We start from the raw sequence: 19,241 nt of genomic DNA, 5'->3' as shown, positions 1-19,241 counted from the left end.
TAGGCTCTGAATGCTCTCCACAAGCAGCCTGGACAAGTATTCAGGCATCCTTGCCCCGCGTGTGCAGTAAATGAACCGCCAGACCGATCAGCACCGCCGCCCCGACCACCCCGCCGATCAGCGGCGCCAGCGCATGGATACGCCCGAACAGCGCCTCCACCGCCTGCCCGCAGAAGTAGCCGAGCGAAACGAAGACCAACCCCCACACCGCCGCCGCCAAGGCATTGATGGCAAGGAAGGTTGTCGTCCGCAGCCGCGTGGTGCCGATGGCTATGGGGCTGACGGTACGCAGGCCGTAGAGAAAGCGGAACGCGAACGTGAAAATCACCGGATGCCGCTCGAACGCCGCCAGCGCCTTGGCGAAGGCGGGTTTCGCCTGTGCATTGCGCACCAGCCCATGCCCACGAAAGCGCCGCCCGATCAGGAAGAACAATTGATCCGCCACGAACGATCCGGCCGCAGCCGCCAGCACGGCAGGCCAATAGGAAAGCAGCCCATGATGGGCCATCAACCCGCCGATCACGGTAACGGTCTCGCCTTCGAACCCCGCGCCGAGAAACAGGCCCGCAAGGCCGTACTGCGCGATCAGATGCTCGACCGACAACAAAAATGGCTCCTTTCAGGACTACCGCGATAGAGCCTCAAAACGCGCCGAAATCCAATACGTTTCAAGCCGCGCCGCACACGAAAAGGGCCCGCGAAGCCAATGCCTCGCGGACCCTTTCGTGTTCGGTTCGGGCGCAAGGCCCGCCGCGTCAGCCCTTCTTGAGGTGACGACGACCCAGCAGTTCGGCGATCTGCACCGCGTTCAGGGCAGCGCCCTTGCGCAGGTTGTCCGAAACGCACCACAGCGCCAGACCGTTCTCGACGGTCGGGTCTTCGCGCACGCGGCTGACGTAAGTGGCGCTGTCGCCCACGCTTTCGATCGGGGTGACGTAACCACCGTCCTCGCGCTTGTCGACGAGCATGATGCCCGGCGCTTCACGCAGAATGTTCTGAGCTTCCTCGGCCGAGATCTCGTTCTCGAACTCGATGTTCAGCGATTCCGAGTGGCCGACGAAGACCGGCACGCGTACGCAAGTGGCCTGCAGCTTGATCTTGGGATCGAGGATCTTCTTGGTCTCGACCACCATCTTCCACTCTTCCTTGGTCGAACCGTCGTCCAGGAAGCTGTCGATGTGCGGAATCACGTTGAAGGCGATCTGCTTGGTGAACTTGCGCTTCTCGACCTGATCGCCGACAAAGATCGCGCGGCTCTGTTCGAACAGCTCGTCCAGGCCCGCCTTGCCCGCGCCGGAAACCGACTGGTAGGTCGAAACGACGACGCGCTTGATCGTAGCCTTGTCGTGCAGCGGCTTCAGCGCCACGACCATCTGCGCGGTCGAACAGTTGGGGTTGGCGATGATGTTGCGCGCCTTGTAGCCGTCGATGGCGTCCGGGTTCACTTCCGGCACGATCAGCGGCACGTCCGGGTCCATGCGGTAGAGCGACGAGTTGTCGATCACCACGCAGCCGGCGGCAGCGGCCTTGGGCGCATAAATCTTCGTGGGCTCCGAGCCTGCGGCGAAGAGCGCAATATCCCAGCCGGCGAAATCGAAGTGCTCGATGTTCTTTACTTTGAGCATTTTGCCGGTTTCGCCGAATTCAATCTCGGTCCCGGTCGAACGCGACGAAGCCACCGCTGCGATCTCGTCGCAGGGGAACTCACGCTCGGCAAGGATGTTGAGCATTTCGCGGCCGACATTTCCGGTCGCGCCGACGACGGCAACCCGGTAACCCATTTCAAGATCCTTCATGCAAATCCCGCGCGGCAAGGTCGCGGCGCGGGAAGCGGCCCGTTACAGGCTGAGCGCAAGCATGGCAAGAGACTGCGCAAACCGCTTGCGCAAAGAGATTGTATTTCGACCGAAAATTACCGTTTCAACACCCATCATGAAACAGAATAAGCATTACACTGGCAGCACCACCTCGCCTGCACCGCCGGGCGCAGCCGGTGTCAACGCCCCTGCCCTCCGGCGTACGAAGGGCTGGCGTTTCCAATAGGAAAGCGAGCGCCAGACCCACTCCAGCGGACCACAGACGAAGAAGCGCATCCAGAGGTTCGCGGCGATCAGCATCAGCAAATTGAACAGGCTCGCCGCCACCATCAACTGGAACCAGCCGTAGCGTTCCCACAGCCCCAGCCCCCAAGGGGCAAAGACGATCCAGATCATCACCGTACTGGTGGTAATGTAGACGGTGAAGGCCATGCGCCCCACCGCCTTGAACGGCGCGAGCAGGAACCGCCCCGACCGGGTGAGCAGCAGCAGGTTGAACAGCCCCACATGCCCAAGCGTCACGCAGAGGCGCGCGAACTCGTCCGTGATCCAGCCGATCTTGGGCTCGAGCGAGAAGCGGAAAATTTCATGTACGCTCCACGCCCGCAGTCCGCAGCCCACCCCATAGGCACAGATCGCCAGCACCAGATAGAACCGTACAGACCGCCCACCCTGGATCACGCCCCACTTGAACAGGGCCATGCCGACAAACATCGCTCAAACCGCTTCCAACACCCCGAAGAACGTGCCGTTGCCCGCACCGAATACTTGTTCCAGGTACTCCAGTTGAACAGCGCCATGTCCAGCGGCGTACCGTTGAAGGCCTTGCGCTCTTCCCCGATCTTCTCCTGCCGGTCCTGTGGCAGCGGCTTGGAAAGGTCGAGGGCATCCCGCCTTGTCCGAAACTCCTTGATCGCCGCGCTCTCCTCCTGGGTGAGCCGGCCGCCTGACTGTACTTTAGCCTCGATCCGGGCGGCCTCCCTCAGCATGTCGACCCGTTCGCCATAGCCCACCAGGCCGCCGCCTCCAGGCCAGCCAATGGCGCAAACCAGCGCGAACAGTAGCCCCATCGCCAGTAGCGCGCGCGGTGGCAACTTGCGGAACGGGAAAAGGAACAAGGCCGAGATGCCGTAAACCAGAAGGATATCCCCGACCCACAGCACCAAAAAGATGTCGATGAGGCCAAACAGCATCAGCCAGAGGTTGCGGCGCAAGAACAAGTCCGCAACGGCCACCGGATCGTCCGGCTTCATCGCTTTCGCCGTAAAGACCAGCACCCCCGCCCCGAACAGGAATTCGAACAGGCCGCGCTGCGTCCCGTCCCAGAAAATGCGAATAGCCGCCCATATCAGCTGATCGGCAGGCTCCCACGAGAGGCGCCGTGGATCCGGCAGCCATGCCGCGAGGTTGGTCCCCATGTAGGGAATGTTCATGTAGAAAATGCCAAGGATCGCAATGCCGCGCAGGACATCGAGACTCTCGATCCGCTGTCTCCCCCGCACGGGAGCCAGATCCAAGGGAACATGCGTGTCCACCATCGCCGCCATGGGACCCCTCACACCGCTGCTGGCGGAAGAATGCGCCCTCTTATGGCTTGTCGTCAATTCGTGAGAATCGGGATGCATCGGGGCCGGCAAACGGCCGACTATGCGGGCTCCACCCGGTTCCGACCGCTGCCCTTGGCCCGGTAGAGCGCCGCGTCGGCTGCCGTCAGCAGTTCGGCCAGCGTATCCCCGTCGCAGCCCAGTTCGGCGATACCGATACTGACCGTCGCCTTGACGTCCTCACCATACTCGCGGCCGATGTCGATCGCGGCAAAGCCGTTAACCACTTGCTGGGCAATCGCCGCCGCCTCGGCATCCGATCTGCAAGGCAAAAGGGCTACGAACTCCTCTCCCCCGATGCGGGCGAGGATTGCGGAAGGCCCGACGCTGCGGCGGACAAAACCGGCAAAACGCTTGAGCACCTCATCCCCTATCGCGTGGCCGAAACGGTCATTGATGCTCTTGAAATGGTCAAGATCGAACGCCAGCATGAAAGTCCGCCCGTCGGCCCCCATGCTGCCTATGCGGCGCTCAGCCTCCTTGAAGAACCACCGGCGGTTCCCCAGCCCCGTCAGATAGTCGGTGTGCGAAGCCTGAAGCAACTGATCGTGCGTCTCTTCTCGCACCAGTGCCAGCAATGCCATGGGCAATCCGACAGAATAGAGCACGCCTTCGTACATCGTCGCGAAGCTCGACAGCGCCAGCAGCCCCGCCCCGCCCTGCGGCTCCAGCACGGGCAGGACAATGGCGCGGAGCAGATAAGTGAAGCAATGCATGGCTGCAAAGGCCACCGCGATCCGGTGCGAGCGCAAGACGCGCAAACGGCCATTGCGCTGCAATTCCCACGCCGTCAGGCCGCTAACCAACCCGATCGGGAAGGCACTGGCGTATGTCCAGATCACCGTTTGCCAGCGCGCGCCGCCGACTGCCCATACCAGCACCTGGAACCCCAGAATGACACCGGCCATGGGGACATACGAGCGCCCGGCAAGTCGCGCGGCTGCCTGGAGCACCAGAAGATAACCGCTGAGCATCACAATGTTGGCCAGGCCTGCGCCAATGGCACCAGGGAACAGCGATCGCCCCAAGGCCAACGCGCAACCGGCTGCGAGCGTCGCGTATCCGCCCGCAAGCATCCCCAGTTCGCGCCTGCGTAGCGGACGCGCGTGTCGCTCCCAGAACGTCATGAGCGAACTGAGCACGAGCGTGCCGATAGCCAGGAAGTACAAAGTGGGGAGATCAAACCGCATCGCAGGCACCGAAGGTTTCCGGCCCTTTAACCACAATATGGAATTTTCCCAGCCGTTATCGTCGGTAATTCGCCCGAGCCGAAATCTTCAGCGCTGCCGGCGCACCGTTACGCCGATGGTTCCGTCAGCCGTGCGACCTAAAGAAAAGGGCGCCGGATAGCCCGGCGCCCCTCCTATTTTGCGAATTGCAACCGCGCCTCAGTGCGCCGTGGCCGACGGAGCGGGCGTTTGCGGCGGAGCCGCCGCCAGTTCGTCCGCTTCGGTCCACTCGATCGCAGTGAGCGGGTCGACCAGGGCCTTGGCCAGAACTTCGTCGACATGGCTGACCGGAATGATGTCCAGCCCCTGCTTCACGTTATCCGGGATCTCGGCAAGATCCTTGCGGTTCTCTTCCGGAATCAACACGGTGGTGATGCCGCCGCGCAGCGCCGCCAGCAGCTTCTCCTTAAGACCGCCGATCGGCAGTACGCGGCCCCGCAGCGTGACTTCACCGGTCATCGCAACGTCCTTGCGCACCGGCACGCCGGTAAGCGTCGAGACGATCGAGGTGACCATGCCGATACCCGCCGACGGACCATCCTTGGGTACCGCACCCTCGGGTAGGTGAATGTGGATGTCCTTCTTGTTGAAGATCGAAGGCTTGATGCCATAGGCGGGCGAACGCGCGCGCACGAAACTGAACGCGGTCTGGATCGACTCGTTCATCACTTCGCCCAGCTTGCCGGTCGCCTTGATGGCGCCCTTACCGGGCACGGTGACGCTTTCGATCGTCAGCAGTTCACCGCCGACCTCGGTCCAGGCGAGACCGGTGACCGCGCCGACCTGATGCTCTTCCTCGCCCACGCCATGGCGGAACTTGCGTACACCGGCGAAGTCGGCCAGGTTTTCGGGCGTGATGACCACTTCCTTGGCCTTGCCTTCAAGGATCTGGCGCAGGGACTTGCGCGCCAGCCGGGCAATCTCGCGCTCCAGCGTACGCACGCCCGCTTCGCGGGTGTAATAGCGAATGAGGTCGCGCAGGCCGTCCTGCGTCAGCGTGAACTCACCCTTCTTCAGGCCATGCGCCTCGATCTGCTTGCGGATCAGGTGCCGCTCGGCGATCTCGACCTTCTCGTCTTCGGTATAACCTTCGAGACGGATGATCTCCATGCGGTCCAGCAGCGGCTGGGGCAGATTCAGGCTGTTCGCGGTGCAGACGAACATCACGTCCGACAGGTCAATGTCGAGTTCCAGATAGTGATCCTGGAACTTGGCGTTCTGTTCGGGATCCAGCACTTCGAGCAGTGCCGAGGCCGGATCGCCACGGAAATCCTGGCCCAGCTTGTCGATCTCGTCCAGCAGGAAGAGCGGGTTGGACTTGCCCGACTTGCGCAGGTTGGTGACGATCTTGCCCGGCAGCGAGCCGATGTAGGTGCGGCGGTGACCGCGGATCTCAGCCTCGTCTCGCACACCGCCCAGCGACTGGCGGATAAACTCGCGCCCCGTCGCCTTCGCGATCGACTTGCCGAGCGACGTCTTGCCGACGCCCGGAGGCCCCACGAGGCACAGGATCGGCCCCTTGAGCTTGTTGGTGCGTGCCTGCACGGCCAGATACTCGACAATGCGGTCCTTGACCTTGTCGAGCGCGTAATGGTCGGAATCGAGCACCGTCTGCGCTTCGGAAATGTCGCGCTTCAACTTGCTCTTCTTGCCCCAGGGTAGGCCCAGCAGCACATCGAGGTAGTTGCGGATGACGGTCGCTTCCGCGCTCATCGGCTGCATCGACTTGAGCTTCTTCAGTTCGGCGGTCGCCTTCTCGCGCGCTTCCTTGGAGAGCTTGGTCTTTTCGATCTTGTCCTGGAGTTCAGCCAGTTCGTTGGCTTCCTCGCCGTCACCGCCGCCCAGCTCCGACTGGATCGCCTTGAGCTGTTCATTCAGGTAATATTCGCGCTGGGTCTTTTCCATCTGGCGCTTCACGCGGCCACGGATCTTGCGCTCGACCTGCAGAACGCCGAGCTCGCCCTCCATGAAGGAATAGACCATTTCAAGCCGCTTGAGCGGATCGGGTTCGGACAGCACGGCCTGTTTGTCGGCCACCTTGGCCGAAAGCTGTGCGGCCACGGTATCGGCGAGGCGCGCCGCATCATCGATGTCACCCAGTTGTTCACCGGCATCCTGCGACAGCTTCTTGTTGAGCTTGGCGTATTCGCCGAACTGCTCGACCACCGTGCGCATCATCGCGGCCACTTCGGTGCCTTCGGCCTCACTCGATTCAATGCGCTCAACCTGCGCCACGAGCATCTCGCCCTCGGCCCCGGTTTCCGTCTGCAGCATTTCGAGGCGGGCACGGTCCTGGCCTTCCACCAGCACACGCACGGTTCCATCGGGCAGCTTGAGCAATTGCAGGACACTGGCAATCACGCCGGTATCATAGAGATCGTCACGCTCGGGATCGTCGCAGCCGGGATCAAGCTGGGCGAGCAGGAAAATATCCTTCTCACCGGCCATGGCCGCTTCGAGCGCGGCCACCGATTTCTCGCGTCCCACGAAAAGTGGCACAACCATGCCGGGGAACACGACGATATCGCGCAAAGGCAGCAACGGAAGCAGGTTCAAGAGCTTTTCCAATTCCATACTTGCCAGGCGCCTAACGGAAATCCCGGCCATTGCCCGTAGATATGGTGTCATCCAGCGCGGACGCAATGCACTAACCGCGAAAGGCTGTGGAAGCGATTGTCATAACGCTCCCGCCTTGTCCTTACAAACCGCCTTCTCTCCACTCTGGAGGCAATTCCGGACGACCCCACCTCTTTTGGTCCTTACCTTATAGAGGAACAACGGGATATCAGGAGGAAGCATGCCGGCTGCCGGCCCACCGCCAGGCGCGAAAGAGGAGTTGCATTCCGCCAGGCAGGCCAGTTCCGCTACGGGCGCGTTGTCCCCCGCGGCGACCGGCTCGTCTTGGCGGATCGCCGCACCGGAAAGATGTGAGGCCCTGGCCAGGCTGGCCCGGTTCTACGTTACAGGCGGGATCAATACGGCCTTCGGCTATGGCCTATATGCTATGATGATCGCGCTGGGGCTGCATCCACAAGCTGCACAATTGCTCAGCCGCGTAGCCGGCATCATGTTCAACTTCTTCACATACCGAAGCCTGGTCTTCAGCAATTCGGGCTTCCCCCTGAACCGGTTTCTCCTTGCCTATGGCCTCAACTATCTGGCCAGTGTCGCATTTCTAGAGATCGCACTGACATTACAGCACGATCCGTACATTGCCGGTGTGGCGACGACCGTGTTTTCCACGCTGCTGCAGTTCTTTGTCCTCAGCCGCTTCGTGGCCATTCCATCAAGGAAGTCCGGCGCAGGGAGCAAAAACCCAGCCTAGTCAGGCCAGCGCCCCGGCCAAACCGGATCGGCAGAAACACGCTTTCCTCCAGAGGACTTTCAGAGTTTTAACCCGCAACAATCCGGCACGGCACCCGAGAAAACGACAAAGCCGCCCGAAAGGCCGTCGCGGAACCTCCGCAACACGCCCCTCGAGCGGCTCGCGTTCGTCTTTACGACAATGCGCCGCCTTGGCGGCGGCCCGTCGTCAGAACGGCATCTTGAAGCCCGGCGGCAAACCCATGCCCTGCTGGGCCTTGGCAAGTTCCTCTCCTGCCACCGAGTCCGCTTTCACGCGCGCGTCGTTGTAGGCAGCGGCCACGAGATCTTCGAGGATCTGCTTTTCGCCAGGCTGCAGCAGGCTGTCGTCGATGGCCACGCCGATCACACGGCCCTTGGCCGAGCAGCGGATCTTGACCAGACCGCCCCCCGAAAGCCCTTCGACTTCCAGCGTGTCCAACTTGGCCTGCGTGTCGTTCATCTGCTTCTGGATGGTCTCTGCGGCCTGCTGCGCCGCCTGGATCATCTCTTCCATGGACTTCATCTCAACGTCTCCAATTTCGCCCGCCACCGCCAACGGCGAGCGGACGGTCATCCTCGATCACTTGGGCCTCTGGAAAGGCCGCCTTGGTCGCCAGCACGAGCGGGTGCTGGCTGACGGCATTGCTGGCCGCCGTCTTTTCCGCCTCAGCCAGTTCGACGAGCGTCGGCGCCCCCCCTTCATCGACCTTGAACACCTCCCAGCGCTCGCCCGTCGCCTTGCCCAGAGCGTTGCGCAGGATCGCGGTGATGTCCTCGCTAAACCCCGGCGGCTGCGTATAACGAAGCAAGCTCGTTCCGAGTTCGACGACGCGGACTTGCATGCGCATGGTGTTGGCGGTGGAAAGTTCGCCGGCGTGCTCGACATCGTCGACCAGCTCTTCCCAGCGCCGCGCCGTCACGACTGGCCTCGCCACGGCAACAGGTGCCGGACCGACGGCGCCGGAACTGTCGCCAGCCGGAACAGCAACCGGTGCACGGGCCGCCAACTCCTCCAGCTTTTTCACCAATGAGCCGGGATCGGGCATGTCCGCCGCATGCATGATCCGCAGGAGCGCCATCTGCGTGGCCACCAACGGGTCGGGCGCAGACTTCACTTCGTCATGGCCCTTGAGAAGAAGCTGCCAAAGCCGATGAACCTGCCCGGCCTTGAGCGCCCTCGCCCAGCCCTCGATCGCCTCCCGCTCCTCCGCCGAATGGGCATCGTGCGCGCCCCCGGCAACCTGGGCGACAGCGATACGATGGGTCAGTGCCATCAAGCCCCGCAGGATCGAGATCGGTTCGACACCGAGCGCGAATTGATGGGCAACCAGTTCGAGCAGATCGCCGCCCTTGCCGTCTAGGATCGCGGTGATCAGGCGGCGCTGCGCGCTCTTGTCGGAAAGACCCAACATGTCGCGCACCTTTTCGGCACGGACCTGACCTTCGCCGTCAAGGTCGGCATGGGCAATTGCCTGGTCGAGAATCGACAAGCCGTCGCGCACCGACCCTTCGGCCGCAGCAGCAACCATCGCCAGCGCCTCGGCTTCCGCCTCGACACCCTCGAGTCCGCAGACCTTGGCAAAGTGTTCCGCCAGCATCGGCGCCGGGATTCGGCGCAAGTCGAACCGCTGGCAGCGCGACAGCACCGTCACCGGCAGCTTATCGACCTCGGTCGTCGCGAAAAGGAACTTCACATGCGCCGGAGGCTCCTCAAGTGTCTTCAGCAAGGCATTGAATGCATTGCGCGACAGCATGTGAACTTCGTCGATGATGTAGATCTTGTAGCGCGCCGAAACGGCGGCATAGCGCACCGCCTCGATGATCTCGCGCACGTCGTCGACACCGGTATGCGAGGCGGCGTCCATCTCGATCACGTCGATATGACGGCCCTCGGCAATCGCCTGACAGGGCTCGCAAACGCCGCAAGGATCGATGGTCGGGCCGCCCTGCCCGTCCGGGCCGATGCAGTTGAGGGCCTTGGCAATGAGGCGCGCGGTCGAGGTCTTGCCGACACCGCGCACGCCGGTCATCAGGAAAGCATGCGCCAGCCGATCGCGCTTGATGGCGTTGGCCAGCGTCTGGACCATCGCTTCCTGTCCAATCAGTTCGCCGAAGCTCTGCGGACGATACTTGCGCGCCAGCACGCGATAGGGCTGAACTGCAGCGCTCGCCGGGGCGGCAGCCTTGACGGCGACAAGCGCCGCTGAGGGTGCGGGAACGGGAGCCGCTGCGACCGGCACTATGGCGGAAACAGGCACCGGCTCGGGCGCGACTTCGGCCTCAACCACAGACTCCAGCTCTACCGCAACGGGCTCGGGCTTTGATCCGGCCTCCGGCTGAGCCGCGGGTTCCGGCTTTGGCTCCGCTTCCGGCTCGCCGAACAGCGAGACCTGACCGGCCGCTTCCAGTTCCGCCGAAGTCGCTGCGGCCTCTTCCTCGCCCCCGTCGTTCCAGGGTGGGCTGTCGCCGAACATGTCAGGTGAATCGTCCATCGCCTGCCAAACTAGGCGCTGGGGGCCGAATTGTCAGGAGGAAAGCGATTTGCTCCACAGCCGCGCACAAAAAATGCCGCACTGAGGCGGCATTTCTAACCCCCAGTGGGGTAACATCTGTGGGGGTAATCTCTCAAACTTGAGAGAAGGAGCCGGGCGACCCGCCGCAATCCGTTGTGGCTGCTTCCTTCCGGACCTGACCAAGTTGGCGAACGCAAACGTCCACCCGACTCCCGGGCGGGCATATGGCGGGGCGATGCCGGTTTGTCCAGCCCCGAAGCGGAGGAAATTCGCACGGCAAATCGCCGCTCCCGAAACGGCATCGGCCCGCGCCTCCCTACAGGAGATGCGGGCCGATTGCTGAACTAAACCGCGCGTCCAGCGCGAAGGATCAACGGAAGTTGTCGGCGTAAGCCTGGATCTTCAGACGGCGCGGCGGAGTGGCGTGAACTTCCGCTTCGATGCCGTAACGATCGGCATAGGCCTTGGCCTCCTCCACCGTCGGGAACTTCAGGGTAACCTGCTGCTGGGTATCTCCCGAGCCGGCCCAACCCATCAACGGGTCGGGCTTCTTCGCCTCCGCCGGGACGAATTCGAGGATCCACTGATCCAGCAGTGCCTTGCCGGACTGCATGGCGTTCTTCGGGCGCTGATAGATGCGTGCACTCATGATGAAGCGCTTTGGCGCCGAATCGGGGAGAGAATCAAGCGCAAATCATTTGCCTTTGGATGCTTCGAACGCATTTCTTGTCTTGAGGCTGGGATCTTCGGTCCACGGCTCGTCCGGCCAGCGGTGCCTGGGGTAGCGCCCCTTCATGTCGCGCTGCACGTCGCGCCAGGATCCACGCCAGAATCCAGGGAGATCGCGCGTGGTCTGGATCGGCCGTCCGGCCGGCGAGGTCAGCTTGAGCAGGAGCGGCTGCGGCGGTTGCCCGAACGTGGGATGGCGGTCGAGCCCGAACAGCGCCTGCACCCGCACTTCGACGCTGGGGCCTCCGTCATCCTCGTAATCGATGACATGGCTGGTGCCTGCGGGACTGCGAAATTCGGGCGGCGCCAGCTTTTCCAGCTTCTGCTGGTCGTCCCATGTCATGCGATTGCGCAGAGCCTCGGCAAGCGCGCCCTTGTCCACCGCATCCAGCCGCCGGCCGAGCAGCGGCCCCAGCCAGTCGTCGAGGTCTGCCTGCAAGGCTGTATCGGACAGCGCCTCGATCCCGGCATAGCGGGCGCGCCGCAGCAGGGCGAGTGCGCCCTTGCCGAAAGGCACCAGATCGAGCCCTTTCTCGCGCACCCGTTCAAGCAGGAATGCCGAAATCGCCGCCGGGTCCGGCGAAGGATCAGGGCCGCTCGCCAGGGTGATCGCGCCGATCCGCCGCTCCAGCCGTGCCTCGACACGCCCTTCCGATTCGTTCCAGCGCAGGAGCGAACGGCGTTCGATCCGCTCCTCCAGCCATTGTTCCACTTCGGCAGGTTCCAGCGTCGCGCCAGAGAGGATACGGGCGCCACGCGCCTGCCCCTGGGCATCCCCGATCACCATCCACTCGCGCGCCGCCAAGGCGGAAGCCGGATCAAGCACATACCCCCTGCCCCCGGCCGAGAGCCAGTTCTCGCCGCTGGAATCACGGCGCCGGGCCAGCATGTCCGGACGCCCAAGCGCCAGCAGAACGCCGGCGGGAACATCTTCGTCGTCGTGCCCGTCCGTTCCGAGCAGTACCCGCGCCCGCTTCGCCCAGCCTGCGGCGAGCTTGCGCGAGGCATCGGCGCGCGGCGCACGATCGCCGTTCCAGCGCGCGAGGCGCTGCGACAGGTCTTCGCTGCGGCCACCGAGGCCGCGTTCCTGCAAGAGCAGCGCCAGCCTGGCAGCCGAGCCCCCCGCGCCGATTTCGGTGCCATGAAGGATCATCGCCGCCTGCGCCGGGTCCATCGGCAAACTGGCCACTTTGCGCCCGAAGCCGGTGATCCGCCCCTCTGCATCCAGCGCCCCAAGTCCCTCAAGCTGGCGCCGTGCCGCATCGAGCGCGGGCACCGGCGGCGCATCAAGCCAGGCCATCGCGGCGGGATCGCCCGCCCCCCATTGGGCCAGCGTCAGCGTCAGCGGGGCAAGATCGCTGGTCAGCATTTCCGGCGGATCGAATTCCGGCCGTCCCGGGTGGGCGGCCTCTTCCCACAAGCGATAGGCCACACCCGGCCCCTGTCTTGCCGCACGCCCCGCCCGCTGCGCCGCGGAGGCGCGGCTGGCCCGGTGGGTGACGAGCCGGGTGACGCCCGCAGCCTTGTCGAACTCCGCTCTTCGCGAAAGCCCTGCGTCGACCACCACCGATACACCGTCGAGCGTCAGCGAGGTTTCGGCAATCGCCGTCGCCAGCACGATGCGACGACGGCCCTCGCCGTCGCGGCGAATCGCTGCGCGCTGGGCAGCCGGTTCGCATTGTCCGTGCAACGGCAGGACAAGAGCCTTGGGCAGCTTCTCCGCCAGCCGTTCCGTCACGCGATCGATCTCGCGGACGCCAGGCAGAAACGCGAGCACATCCCCCACTTGCTCGCGCCAGGCCGTGAGGATGGCAGAGGCCATGGCGTCCTCGATGCGCGCGCCTGGGGCACTGCCGAGCCAGCGAATGGCGAGAGGCCAGGCCTTGCCCTCGCTCTCGATCACCGGCGTGTCCGCGCCCAGCAGACGTGCGAAACGCGCGCCGTCGATGGTGGCCGACATCACGACGATGCGCAGGTCCTCGCGCAAGACTTCCCCAGCCTCGACCGCCAGCGCCAGCCCGAGATCGCTGTCGAGGTGCCGTTCATGCGCCTCGTCGAAGAGGACTGCCGAAACCCCCGATAGCTCCGGATCGGCGAGAATCGTCGCAACAAAGATCGCCTCAGTCATCACCACGACCCGGGTTCGGGCCGACCGCTTGACGTCGAGACGGGTCACGTAACCGATCGTCTCGCCAGCCTGTTCGCCCAGCCCGGCGGCCATGCGCTCGGCCGCAGCGCGCGCGGCGACGCGCCGGGGCGAAAGCAGGATGACCGTGCCGGTGCACCAGGGTTCGCCCAGCAATGCGGGCGCCAGGGCGGTTGTCTTGCCGGCGCCCGGCGGTGCGATCAGCACGGCACGCGGCTCTGCCCGCAGCGCGGCAAGAAGATCGGGCAGGACGGCATGGATCGGAAGCTGGCTCACGCGGGGCTCCTTAGAGACGCTTTGGAAATTCGCCTAAGATGAATTTCGCCGCGATCCGCAAGTTCACTCCAGAACGGATGCAGTTCGCGGCGCCATCCATTCTTCTTCAAGAATTGCAGGCTATGTCAGGTTCCGGAGTTCAGGACCTTGCACGAAACCGCTCACCCTCTCAGCAAGACCTATCGCGCCGGGCAGTTTCCATTGCCGGTAGCCCAGTTCCTGCGCCTGAGGGAAAGGATTCCCCCGCTTTACGGACTACTCTCGGTCAACGCCGCCATCCTGGGCTACACGCATTGGACGATCGCGCCGGTCTCGCTGACGCTGATTGTCCCTTCGGTGCTGATCGCAGCCTGCCTGATGCGCATGTTCGCCTGGCTGCGGGTTCCCAATGCTTCCGATTTCGATCCGGAGCTAGCCCTGCGCCGCATGCAGCGCACCACCGTTATCGCCGTGTTCATGGCGCTCGCTTTCGTGGCTTGGGCGCTATGGCTGGACCAGTATGGCGGTCCCTACGAACACGGCCATGTCGCCATCTTCGTGGCCGTCACGGTGCTGGGCTGCACCTTCTGCCTGACCTTCCTGCCCACTGCGGCGACCCTCGTCTGCGTAACCGTGCTCAGCACTTTCCTGTGCTACAGCATGATAAAAGGGCCCTTCGTACAAGTCGCGATCGCAATCAACATCGCGCTGGTCGCGATCGTGATCCTCAAGATCCTGCGCGATACCTACGATTCGTTCATCGCACTGGAGAACACGCAGCACGCCCTCGCCAACGAACGCCGTCAGGCCCAGGCGCTGAGCGAGGAAAACGCCCGGCTGGCCGAGACTGATGCGCTCACCGGACTGCCGAACCGGCGCTACTTCTTCGCCCGCCTTGAAGGCCTGCTGGCGAACGCCGGGAGCGAGGACGTGTTCTGCGTCGGCCTGATCGACCTCGATCGTTTCAAGCCGGTCAACGACACCTACGGGCACGCCCAAGGAGACCGCCTGCTCCACGTACTGGGCGAAAGGATCCTGGCCGCCATTCCTGACGATGCGGTGATGGCGCGCCTCGGCGGCGACGAATTCGGCATCATCGTGCAGGGCCCGCTGGAAGAAGCCGAAGCCGTCACCCAGGCGCTTTGCGCCGAGATCCGCCGCCCGGCCCGCATTGCAGACATCGTGGTCTCGGTCGGCTGTTCAGCAGGCCTTGCCGATTATCCCGCCAGCGGCCGCAACGCGCACGACCTGTTCGACCGGGCCGATTTTGCGCTCTATCACGCCAAGAACGAAAAGCGCGGCCAATGCGTTCGTTTCTCGAGCAAGCTGGAACAGATGATCCGCACCGAGCAGGCGCTCGATGCTGCCCTCCAGACTGCCGATCTCACCCGCGAACTTTCGGTCGTCTTCCAGCCGATCGTGGCCACCGAAACGCGTACGCCGATCGGCGTCGAGTGTCTCGCCCGCTGGCATTCCGCATCTCTGGGTTCGGTCAATCCAGAATTGCTGATCGCTACCGCCGAGCGATTGGGCCGGGCCCGGGAAGTGACACTGGCCCTGTTCGGCAGGGCGCTCGACGCCCTGGCCCAGCTACCCCAGCCGATGACGGTCTGCTTCAACCTTTCAGGCCAGGACATTTCCGACGCGGAGACGATCGCCGCCTTGATCGCGCTGATCGAACGATCCGGCATTTCCGCCAGCCGGCTGGTTTTCGAGATCACCGAAACATCGCTCATCTCGAAATTCGACAGTGCCAGCGAGGCGCTCGAAGGCCTGCGCGAGATCGGCGCCCGGATTGCGCTCGACGATTTCGGCACCGGCTACTCCAGCCTTTCCGCATTGCACCAGTTGCCCCTCGACATGGTGAAAATCGACCGCAGCTTTGCGCCGCGTCTCGACGAGACGCGCGGCCGCCGGCTGATCGCGGCCATCCGCAATCTCGCCCGTTCACTTTCGCTTGATTGCGTGATCGAGGGCATTGAGACCGAGGACCAGTTGCTCAGCGCACGCATTGCCGGTTTCACGCTCGCACAGGGCTACTACATGGCCATGCCGATGCCGCTGCCAGAACTGTTGGAGCGCTATGCCGGCATCCCGAACAGTTCCTTCAACGCCGCCTGAGCGGCGCGGAAAACCGAATCAGATCGAGGCGCCCCGCACCCCGTAAGAGATATGGATGCGCACCCAGGTACCGATCTGTGGTTTGCCGTTGACGCGGGGCGGCTGCACCTGGAACTGCCAGGCCGCATTGAGCACGGCGCGGCCGAAGCCCGATCCCCGAGGAGATTCACCGAGAATCTGGCAATTGTCGACTTTGTAGTGCGGCTGGGTCTGACACGCGATCTCGCCCCAACCGCTATCCGGACGCCGCTCGGGAAGATAGCCACCCAATTGCGCATCCGTCGGTTCGCGGAACCAGGCAGCGTTATAGAGTACGACGCCACCCGGCCCTTCCCCCGGTCCATATGTGCCGCCCGAACCACCCGGCGCCTCATCCCCCGAGGCCGAGGACTGCCCCTTCATCTTGCCGATGTCGGCCGCCGCAAATTCGCTGCTCGACATGCGCAGGAACGTGAATGCCTGCTTCGGCGCAGCGGCAGGCTGCTCCACCGGCTTGTCGGGCGCAACCACCGGCACCGTCGTCTTGTGCTCGACATGCTTGGCCTGTTGCTGCTTGGGCTTTTCCGGCGCTTCGCCGCCCTGCTCCTTGTCGTGATCGACGACGTCGAAGGTCGTGAGCGAAGAGGTCTTCTTGACAAGATCGGGCACGAGGCCGGTCTGGGTGATGACAAGCAGCATCGCAGCCAGAATAATGGCCGCGGACAGCACGGAAGAGACGATGCGCTGGCGCGGCGACCCGGGCTGGTAACCCGTGGCAGCCAGCTCGGATTCGGGGTGCATGGCGGGCACTGGATAGACTCACGACCGGCGCGCCGCAATTGCAGCATTGTTGCCATTTCATTGCAGCGCACAACTGTGGCGCTTTTGGCGCAGCGTCAGCCCGGCAGACCGAGGAAACGGAACGGCGCATGGCCGGCGAACTGGCCTGAGGCCTCGCCCGAGAAGGTGTGATCCTGATTGGGGCCGAGATCGAGCATCTTCACCTTGCCGGTCTCCCGCGTAAAATCGATCTTCTTCAGATCGACCCAGAAGGTGTTGGGCGTCAGCGCCGACTCGAAGAAATAAAGTTGACGCTTGTGATCGAACACCGTGCGCCAACGGGTCGAGGAAATGTTCGGCTCGCCTGGCGTGGTGATGCCATATGGCACCGAGGCATTGCGAATGACGCTGAATACGGCGGCGAGCGCCTTGTCCGGATCCTCGGACTTCGGAATCGCGTTGATATAGAAAGCAGCGCGAGTGAAGCGATCCGACGCCCGATTGGTGCCTGGCAACATCACCGTACCGCCAATCTGCTTCCAGTAGGCATTGAGCGCCAGTTGCTGGTCGAAGGTCGGCGAATTCGTCATCACCTGAAAATCGCGCGAGTGGTGGATGACCTGCTTGCCGTTGATATACTCGATGATCGCGCTGTCGCCGCTCGCATCGGAGAGCGAAAGGTGCACGGTCGTCAGCCGATCCTCCCCCGGCACATTATCCGTTACGATGGTGAAAGGCTCACCCCGCAGCGCGGCCACCGCTTCATCGACGGTGGCGAAATTGTCGAGCACATACTGCGCCCATGCGGCGATCGTGAGGCCGGGCTTTCCCTTCCCATCGAAGGGCGGGTACTTGGATTCGACCAGCCACAGCAGGTTCGCTTCCAAGCCCTTTTCGTTGACCCCGTCCGTCGTCGAGACGTCATAACCGCTGACAACCACGCTGCCGTATTTTGAGGTCCACTTGATCGAGTTCGGCCCCACTTCACCGCTGCGCGCCATCCCGCGTGGCAGGATCCACAAGTTGGACAGGATATCGCTCTTCCAGTCCATCGACCTTGCGGTGATCACGTTGCCGTTCGGGCCGAGATAGACCGCACGGGTGCAGGCCTCGGCTGCGCCCCCCACCGCAAGCAGCGCGGACAGCGCCAAGACGGAGGCACGCAGACGAAAACCGTGCCTCGCGAAAGGCGTCTTGGCGAATTTCAGGGTCAGCATGTGAGCTCTCCTCGTGCCGGAACGGTCAAGCGCCATCCGCAAGCAGTCGCCGCCTCCGCAGGGAACCGCCAACTTGTTCGCGGAAAACAGATGCCAATCGCACCATGCCTGCAGCACCATTCGCGATACTTTCGCAATCCGACCAGTTTATTCAACCTAAATTATAATACAGATCAAATAAATCACTCAATCACCGGAGATCTCGGACCAGCGCGACACGATTATGATTCTTTTATCCAAGACAACGAGCAATCCCGGAATCGCCGCCTCAAGAGTTCCGGGCAAACAAAAAGCGCGCCGGTATCCGGCGCGCTTTCATTGTGTCCGACGATGCAACAGCCGGTTCAGTAGCGGCGCGCGATCGCGAACTCGACCGCTTCGCACATCGCATCACGCGCGGCGCCAGCCGGGAAGATCGACAGCGCATCAATCGCCCGCTGGCCGTAAAGGCGGGCCCGCTCGCGGGTTGCCTCGACGCAGCCGTGGCGATTGATCAGTTCGACGGCATGAGCAAGATCCTCGTCCTCGGTTCGGAAGCCGGCAATGGCATCCTCCCAGAACTTGCGCTCCTCGGCAGTGCCGCGCGCATAGGCCAGGATGACCGGCAAGGTCATCTTGCCCTCACGGAAATCGTCACCCTTGTCCTTGCCGGACTCCGACGCTTCCGAATCGTAATCGATCGCATCGTCGACAAGCTGGAAGGCGATGCCGAGATTGCGACCGAAGGTATCGAGCGCCTGCTCCTCCGCATCGCTCTTTTCAGCCACCGCAGCAGCGATGCGGGTCGCGGCCGAGAACAGCGCAGCCGTCTTCGAACCGATGATGCCGAGGTAATGTTCCTCGCTCGTCTCGATCTTGCGCTGGGCGGTCAGTTGGTCGACCTCGCCCTCGACAATGATCGAACTGGCGCGCGAAAGGATCTTGAGGACGCGGATGCTGCCATCCTCGACCATCAGTTCGAAGGCGCGGGTGAACAGGAAGTCACCGACCAGCACCGTGGCCGGATTGCCGAAAACGATGTTGGCTGCCGCCTTGCCGCGGCGCATGTCCGAACCGTCGACAACGTCGTCATGCAGCAGCGTGGCGGTATGAATGAACTCAAGTGCCGCCGCCAGCTTGTAATGCCGGGTCCCCTGATAGCCGCACAGCTCCGCCGCGGCCACCGTCAGCATCGGGCGCATGCGCTTGCCGCCGCCCGAGATCAGGTGCCCGGCCAGCGCCGGAATGAGGGGAATCTCGCTCTGCATGCGGTCAAGAATGACCGCATTGACACTGTTCATGCCGGACGCGGTGAGCGCCAGCATGGGAGCGAGGGAAGGTTGCGATCCGCGCGTGCGCAGGGGTATGACATCGGCACTCATCGTTCCGGCGCATTGCGCGTTCGCAGGCGTTTAGGCAAGAGCCAATGCCACCGGCCGGTCAAACTTCGGGATTGCTTAAGCATGCAGGCATCGCCGCCAAGACCGCAGGCGGGCTGGAACCGGCAGGCAAGCCGTGCTAGCGGAC

General features: G+C 63.4%; 15 protein-coding genes and 1 other RNA gene. 2 read left to right on the top strand and 14 right to left on the bottom strand.

The genetic code is table 11. From position 1 onward, the window contains the following. Positions 1-40 precede the first annotated feature (40 nt). From CA833_RS13625 to lon, 6 genes are all read right to left on the bottom strand, one after another. Positions 41-604 carry a DedA family protein gene (locus tag CA833_RS13625; RefSeq protein ID WP_207078325.1) on the bottom strand — a complete coding sequence of 188 codons (564 nt, stop codon included), beginning with the start codon at positions 602-604 and terminating at the stop codon, positions 41-43. A gap of 151 nt (positions 605-755) precedes the next feature. Continuing rightward, the gene (locus CA833_RS13620) at positions 756-1,781 is read right to left on the bottom strand and encodes an aspartate-semialdehyde dehydrogenase (protein WP_207080101.1); all 1,026 of its coding nucleotides are present in this window, start codon (positions 1,779-1,781) and stop codon (positions 756-758) included. A gap of 168 nt (positions 1,782-1,949) precedes the next feature. Further along, entirely contained in the window at positions 1,950-2,519 is a 570-nt protein-coding gene (locus CA833_RS13615) for a DUF418 domain-containing protein (protein WP_207078324.1), read from the bottom strand. Further along, positions 2,495-3,364 carry a DUF418 domain-containing protein gene (locus CA833_RS13610; protein WP_207078323.1) on the bottom strand — a complete coding sequence of 290 codons (870 nt, stop codon included), beginning with the start codon at positions 3,362-3,364 and terminating at the stop codon, positions 2,495-2,497. The genes CA833_RS13615 and CA833_RS13610 overlap by 25 nt, the downstream gene beginning before the upstream one ends. 98 nt (positions 3,365-3,462) lie before the next feature. Then, positions 3,463-4,611 carry a diguanylate cyclase gene (locus CA833_RS13605; RefSeq protein WP_207078322.1) on the bottom strand — a complete coding sequence of 383 codons (1,149 nt, stop codon included), beginning with the start codon at positions 4,609-4,611 and terminating at the stop codon, positions 3,463-3,465. A gap of 198 nt (positions 4,612-4,809) precedes the next feature. Beyond that, positions 4,810-7,224 (bottom strand): endopeptidase La, encoded by a 2,415-nt coding sequence (lon, locus tag CA833_RS13600; protein WP_142634510.1) that lies wholly within the window; start codon positions 7,222-7,224, stop codon positions 4,810-4,812. 223 nt (positions 7,225-7,447) lie between these two features. Here lon and CA833_RS13595 point away from each other — a divergent pair, with 223 nt between their 5' ends. Then, positions 7,448-7,975: a GtrA family protein gene (locus tag CA833_RS13595; protein ID WP_207078321.1), complete on the top strand. Its 528-nt coding sequence runs from the start codon at positions 7,448-7,450 to the stop codon at positions 7,973-7,975. 207 nt (positions 7,976-8,182) lie between these two features. Here the strand turns inward: CA833_RS13595 and CA833_RS13590 are convergent, their stop codons facing one another. From CA833_RS13590 to hrpB, 5 genes are all read right to left on the bottom strand, one after another. Beyond that, positions 8,183-8,518, bottom strand: a complete 336-nt coding sequence (locus CA833_RS13590; protein ID WP_142634514.1) for a YbaB/EbfC family nucleoid-associated protein — start codon at positions 8,516-8,518, stop codon at positions 8,183-8,185. 1 nt (position 8,519) lies between these two features. Then, on the bottom strand, positions 8,520-10,487 hold the full coding sequence (locus CA833_RS13585) for a DNA polymerase III subunit gamma/tau (RefSeq protein ID WP_207078320.1): 1,968 nt from the start codon (positions 10,485-10,487) through the stop codon (positions 8,520-8,522). A gap of 142 nt (positions 10,488-10,629) precedes the next feature. Further along, positions 10,630-10,724, bottom strand: an RNA gene (gene ffs / locus CA833_RS13580) — signal recognition particle sRNA small type. 154 nt (positions 10,725-10,878) lie between these two features. Continuing rightward, a complete protein-coding gene (locus CA833_RS13575; RefSeq protein ID WP_142634518.1) occupies positions 10,879-11,157 on the bottom strand; it encodes an ETC complex I subunit in 279 nt (92 codons plus the stop codon). 45 nt (positions 11,158-11,202) lie between these two features. Further along, positions 11,203-13,659 (bottom strand): ATP-dependent helicase HrpB, encoded by a 2,457-nt coding sequence (gene hrpB / locus CA833_RS13570; protein WP_207078319.1) that lies wholly within the window; start codon positions 13,657-13,659, stop codon positions 11,203-11,205. Between the two features lie 147 nt (positions 13,660-13,806). Between hrpB and CA833_RS13565 the strand changes: the two genes are divergently transcribed. Further along, positions 13,807-15,759, top strand: a complete 1,953-nt coding sequence (locus CA833_RS13565) for a bifunctional diguanylate cyclase/phosphodiesterase (protein ID WP_207078318.1) — start codon at positions 13,807-13,809, stop codon at positions 15,757-15,759. An 18-nt stretch (positions 15,760-15,777) separates the two neighbouring features. Here the strand turns inward: CA833_RS13565 and CA833_RS13560 are convergent, their stop codons facing one another. The 3 genes from CA833_RS13560 to CA833_RS13550 all read right to left on the bottom strand — a co-directional run bounded on the left by CA833_RS13560 (position 15,778) and on the right by CA833_RS13550 (position 19,096). Continuing rightward, complete coding sequence (locus tag CA833_RS13560; RefSeq protein ID WP_142634522.1) at positions 15,778-16,539, bottom strand: hypothetical protein; 762 nt, start codon at positions 16,537-16,539, stop codon at positions 15,778-15,780. 95 nt (positions 16,540-16,634) lie between these two features. Continuing rightward, positions 16,635-17,735, bottom strand: coding sequence for a linear amide C-N hydrolase (locus CA833_RS13555; RefSeq protein WP_207078317.1), 1,101 nt, complete (start codon positions 17,733-17,735; stop codon positions 16,635-16,637). Positions 17,736-18,079: 344 nt separating this feature from the next. Further along, the gene (locus CA833_RS13550) at positions 18,080-19,096 is read right to left on the bottom strand and encodes a polyprenyl synthetase family protein (protein ID WP_142634524.1); all 1,017 of its coding nucleotides are present in this window, start codon (positions 19,094-19,096) and stop codon (positions 18,080-18,082) included. Positions 19,097-19,241 lie beyond the last annotated feature (145 nt).

It is taken from the genome of Novosphingobium sp. KA1 (assembly GCF_017309955.1).
GTDB lineage: Bacteria > Pseudomonadota > Alphaproteobacteria > Sphingomonadales > Sphingomonadaceae > Novosphingobium.
The sequence above is the reverse complement of the archived record's forward strand: the minus strand, read 5'-3'. Positions and strand labels throughout refer to the sequence as shown.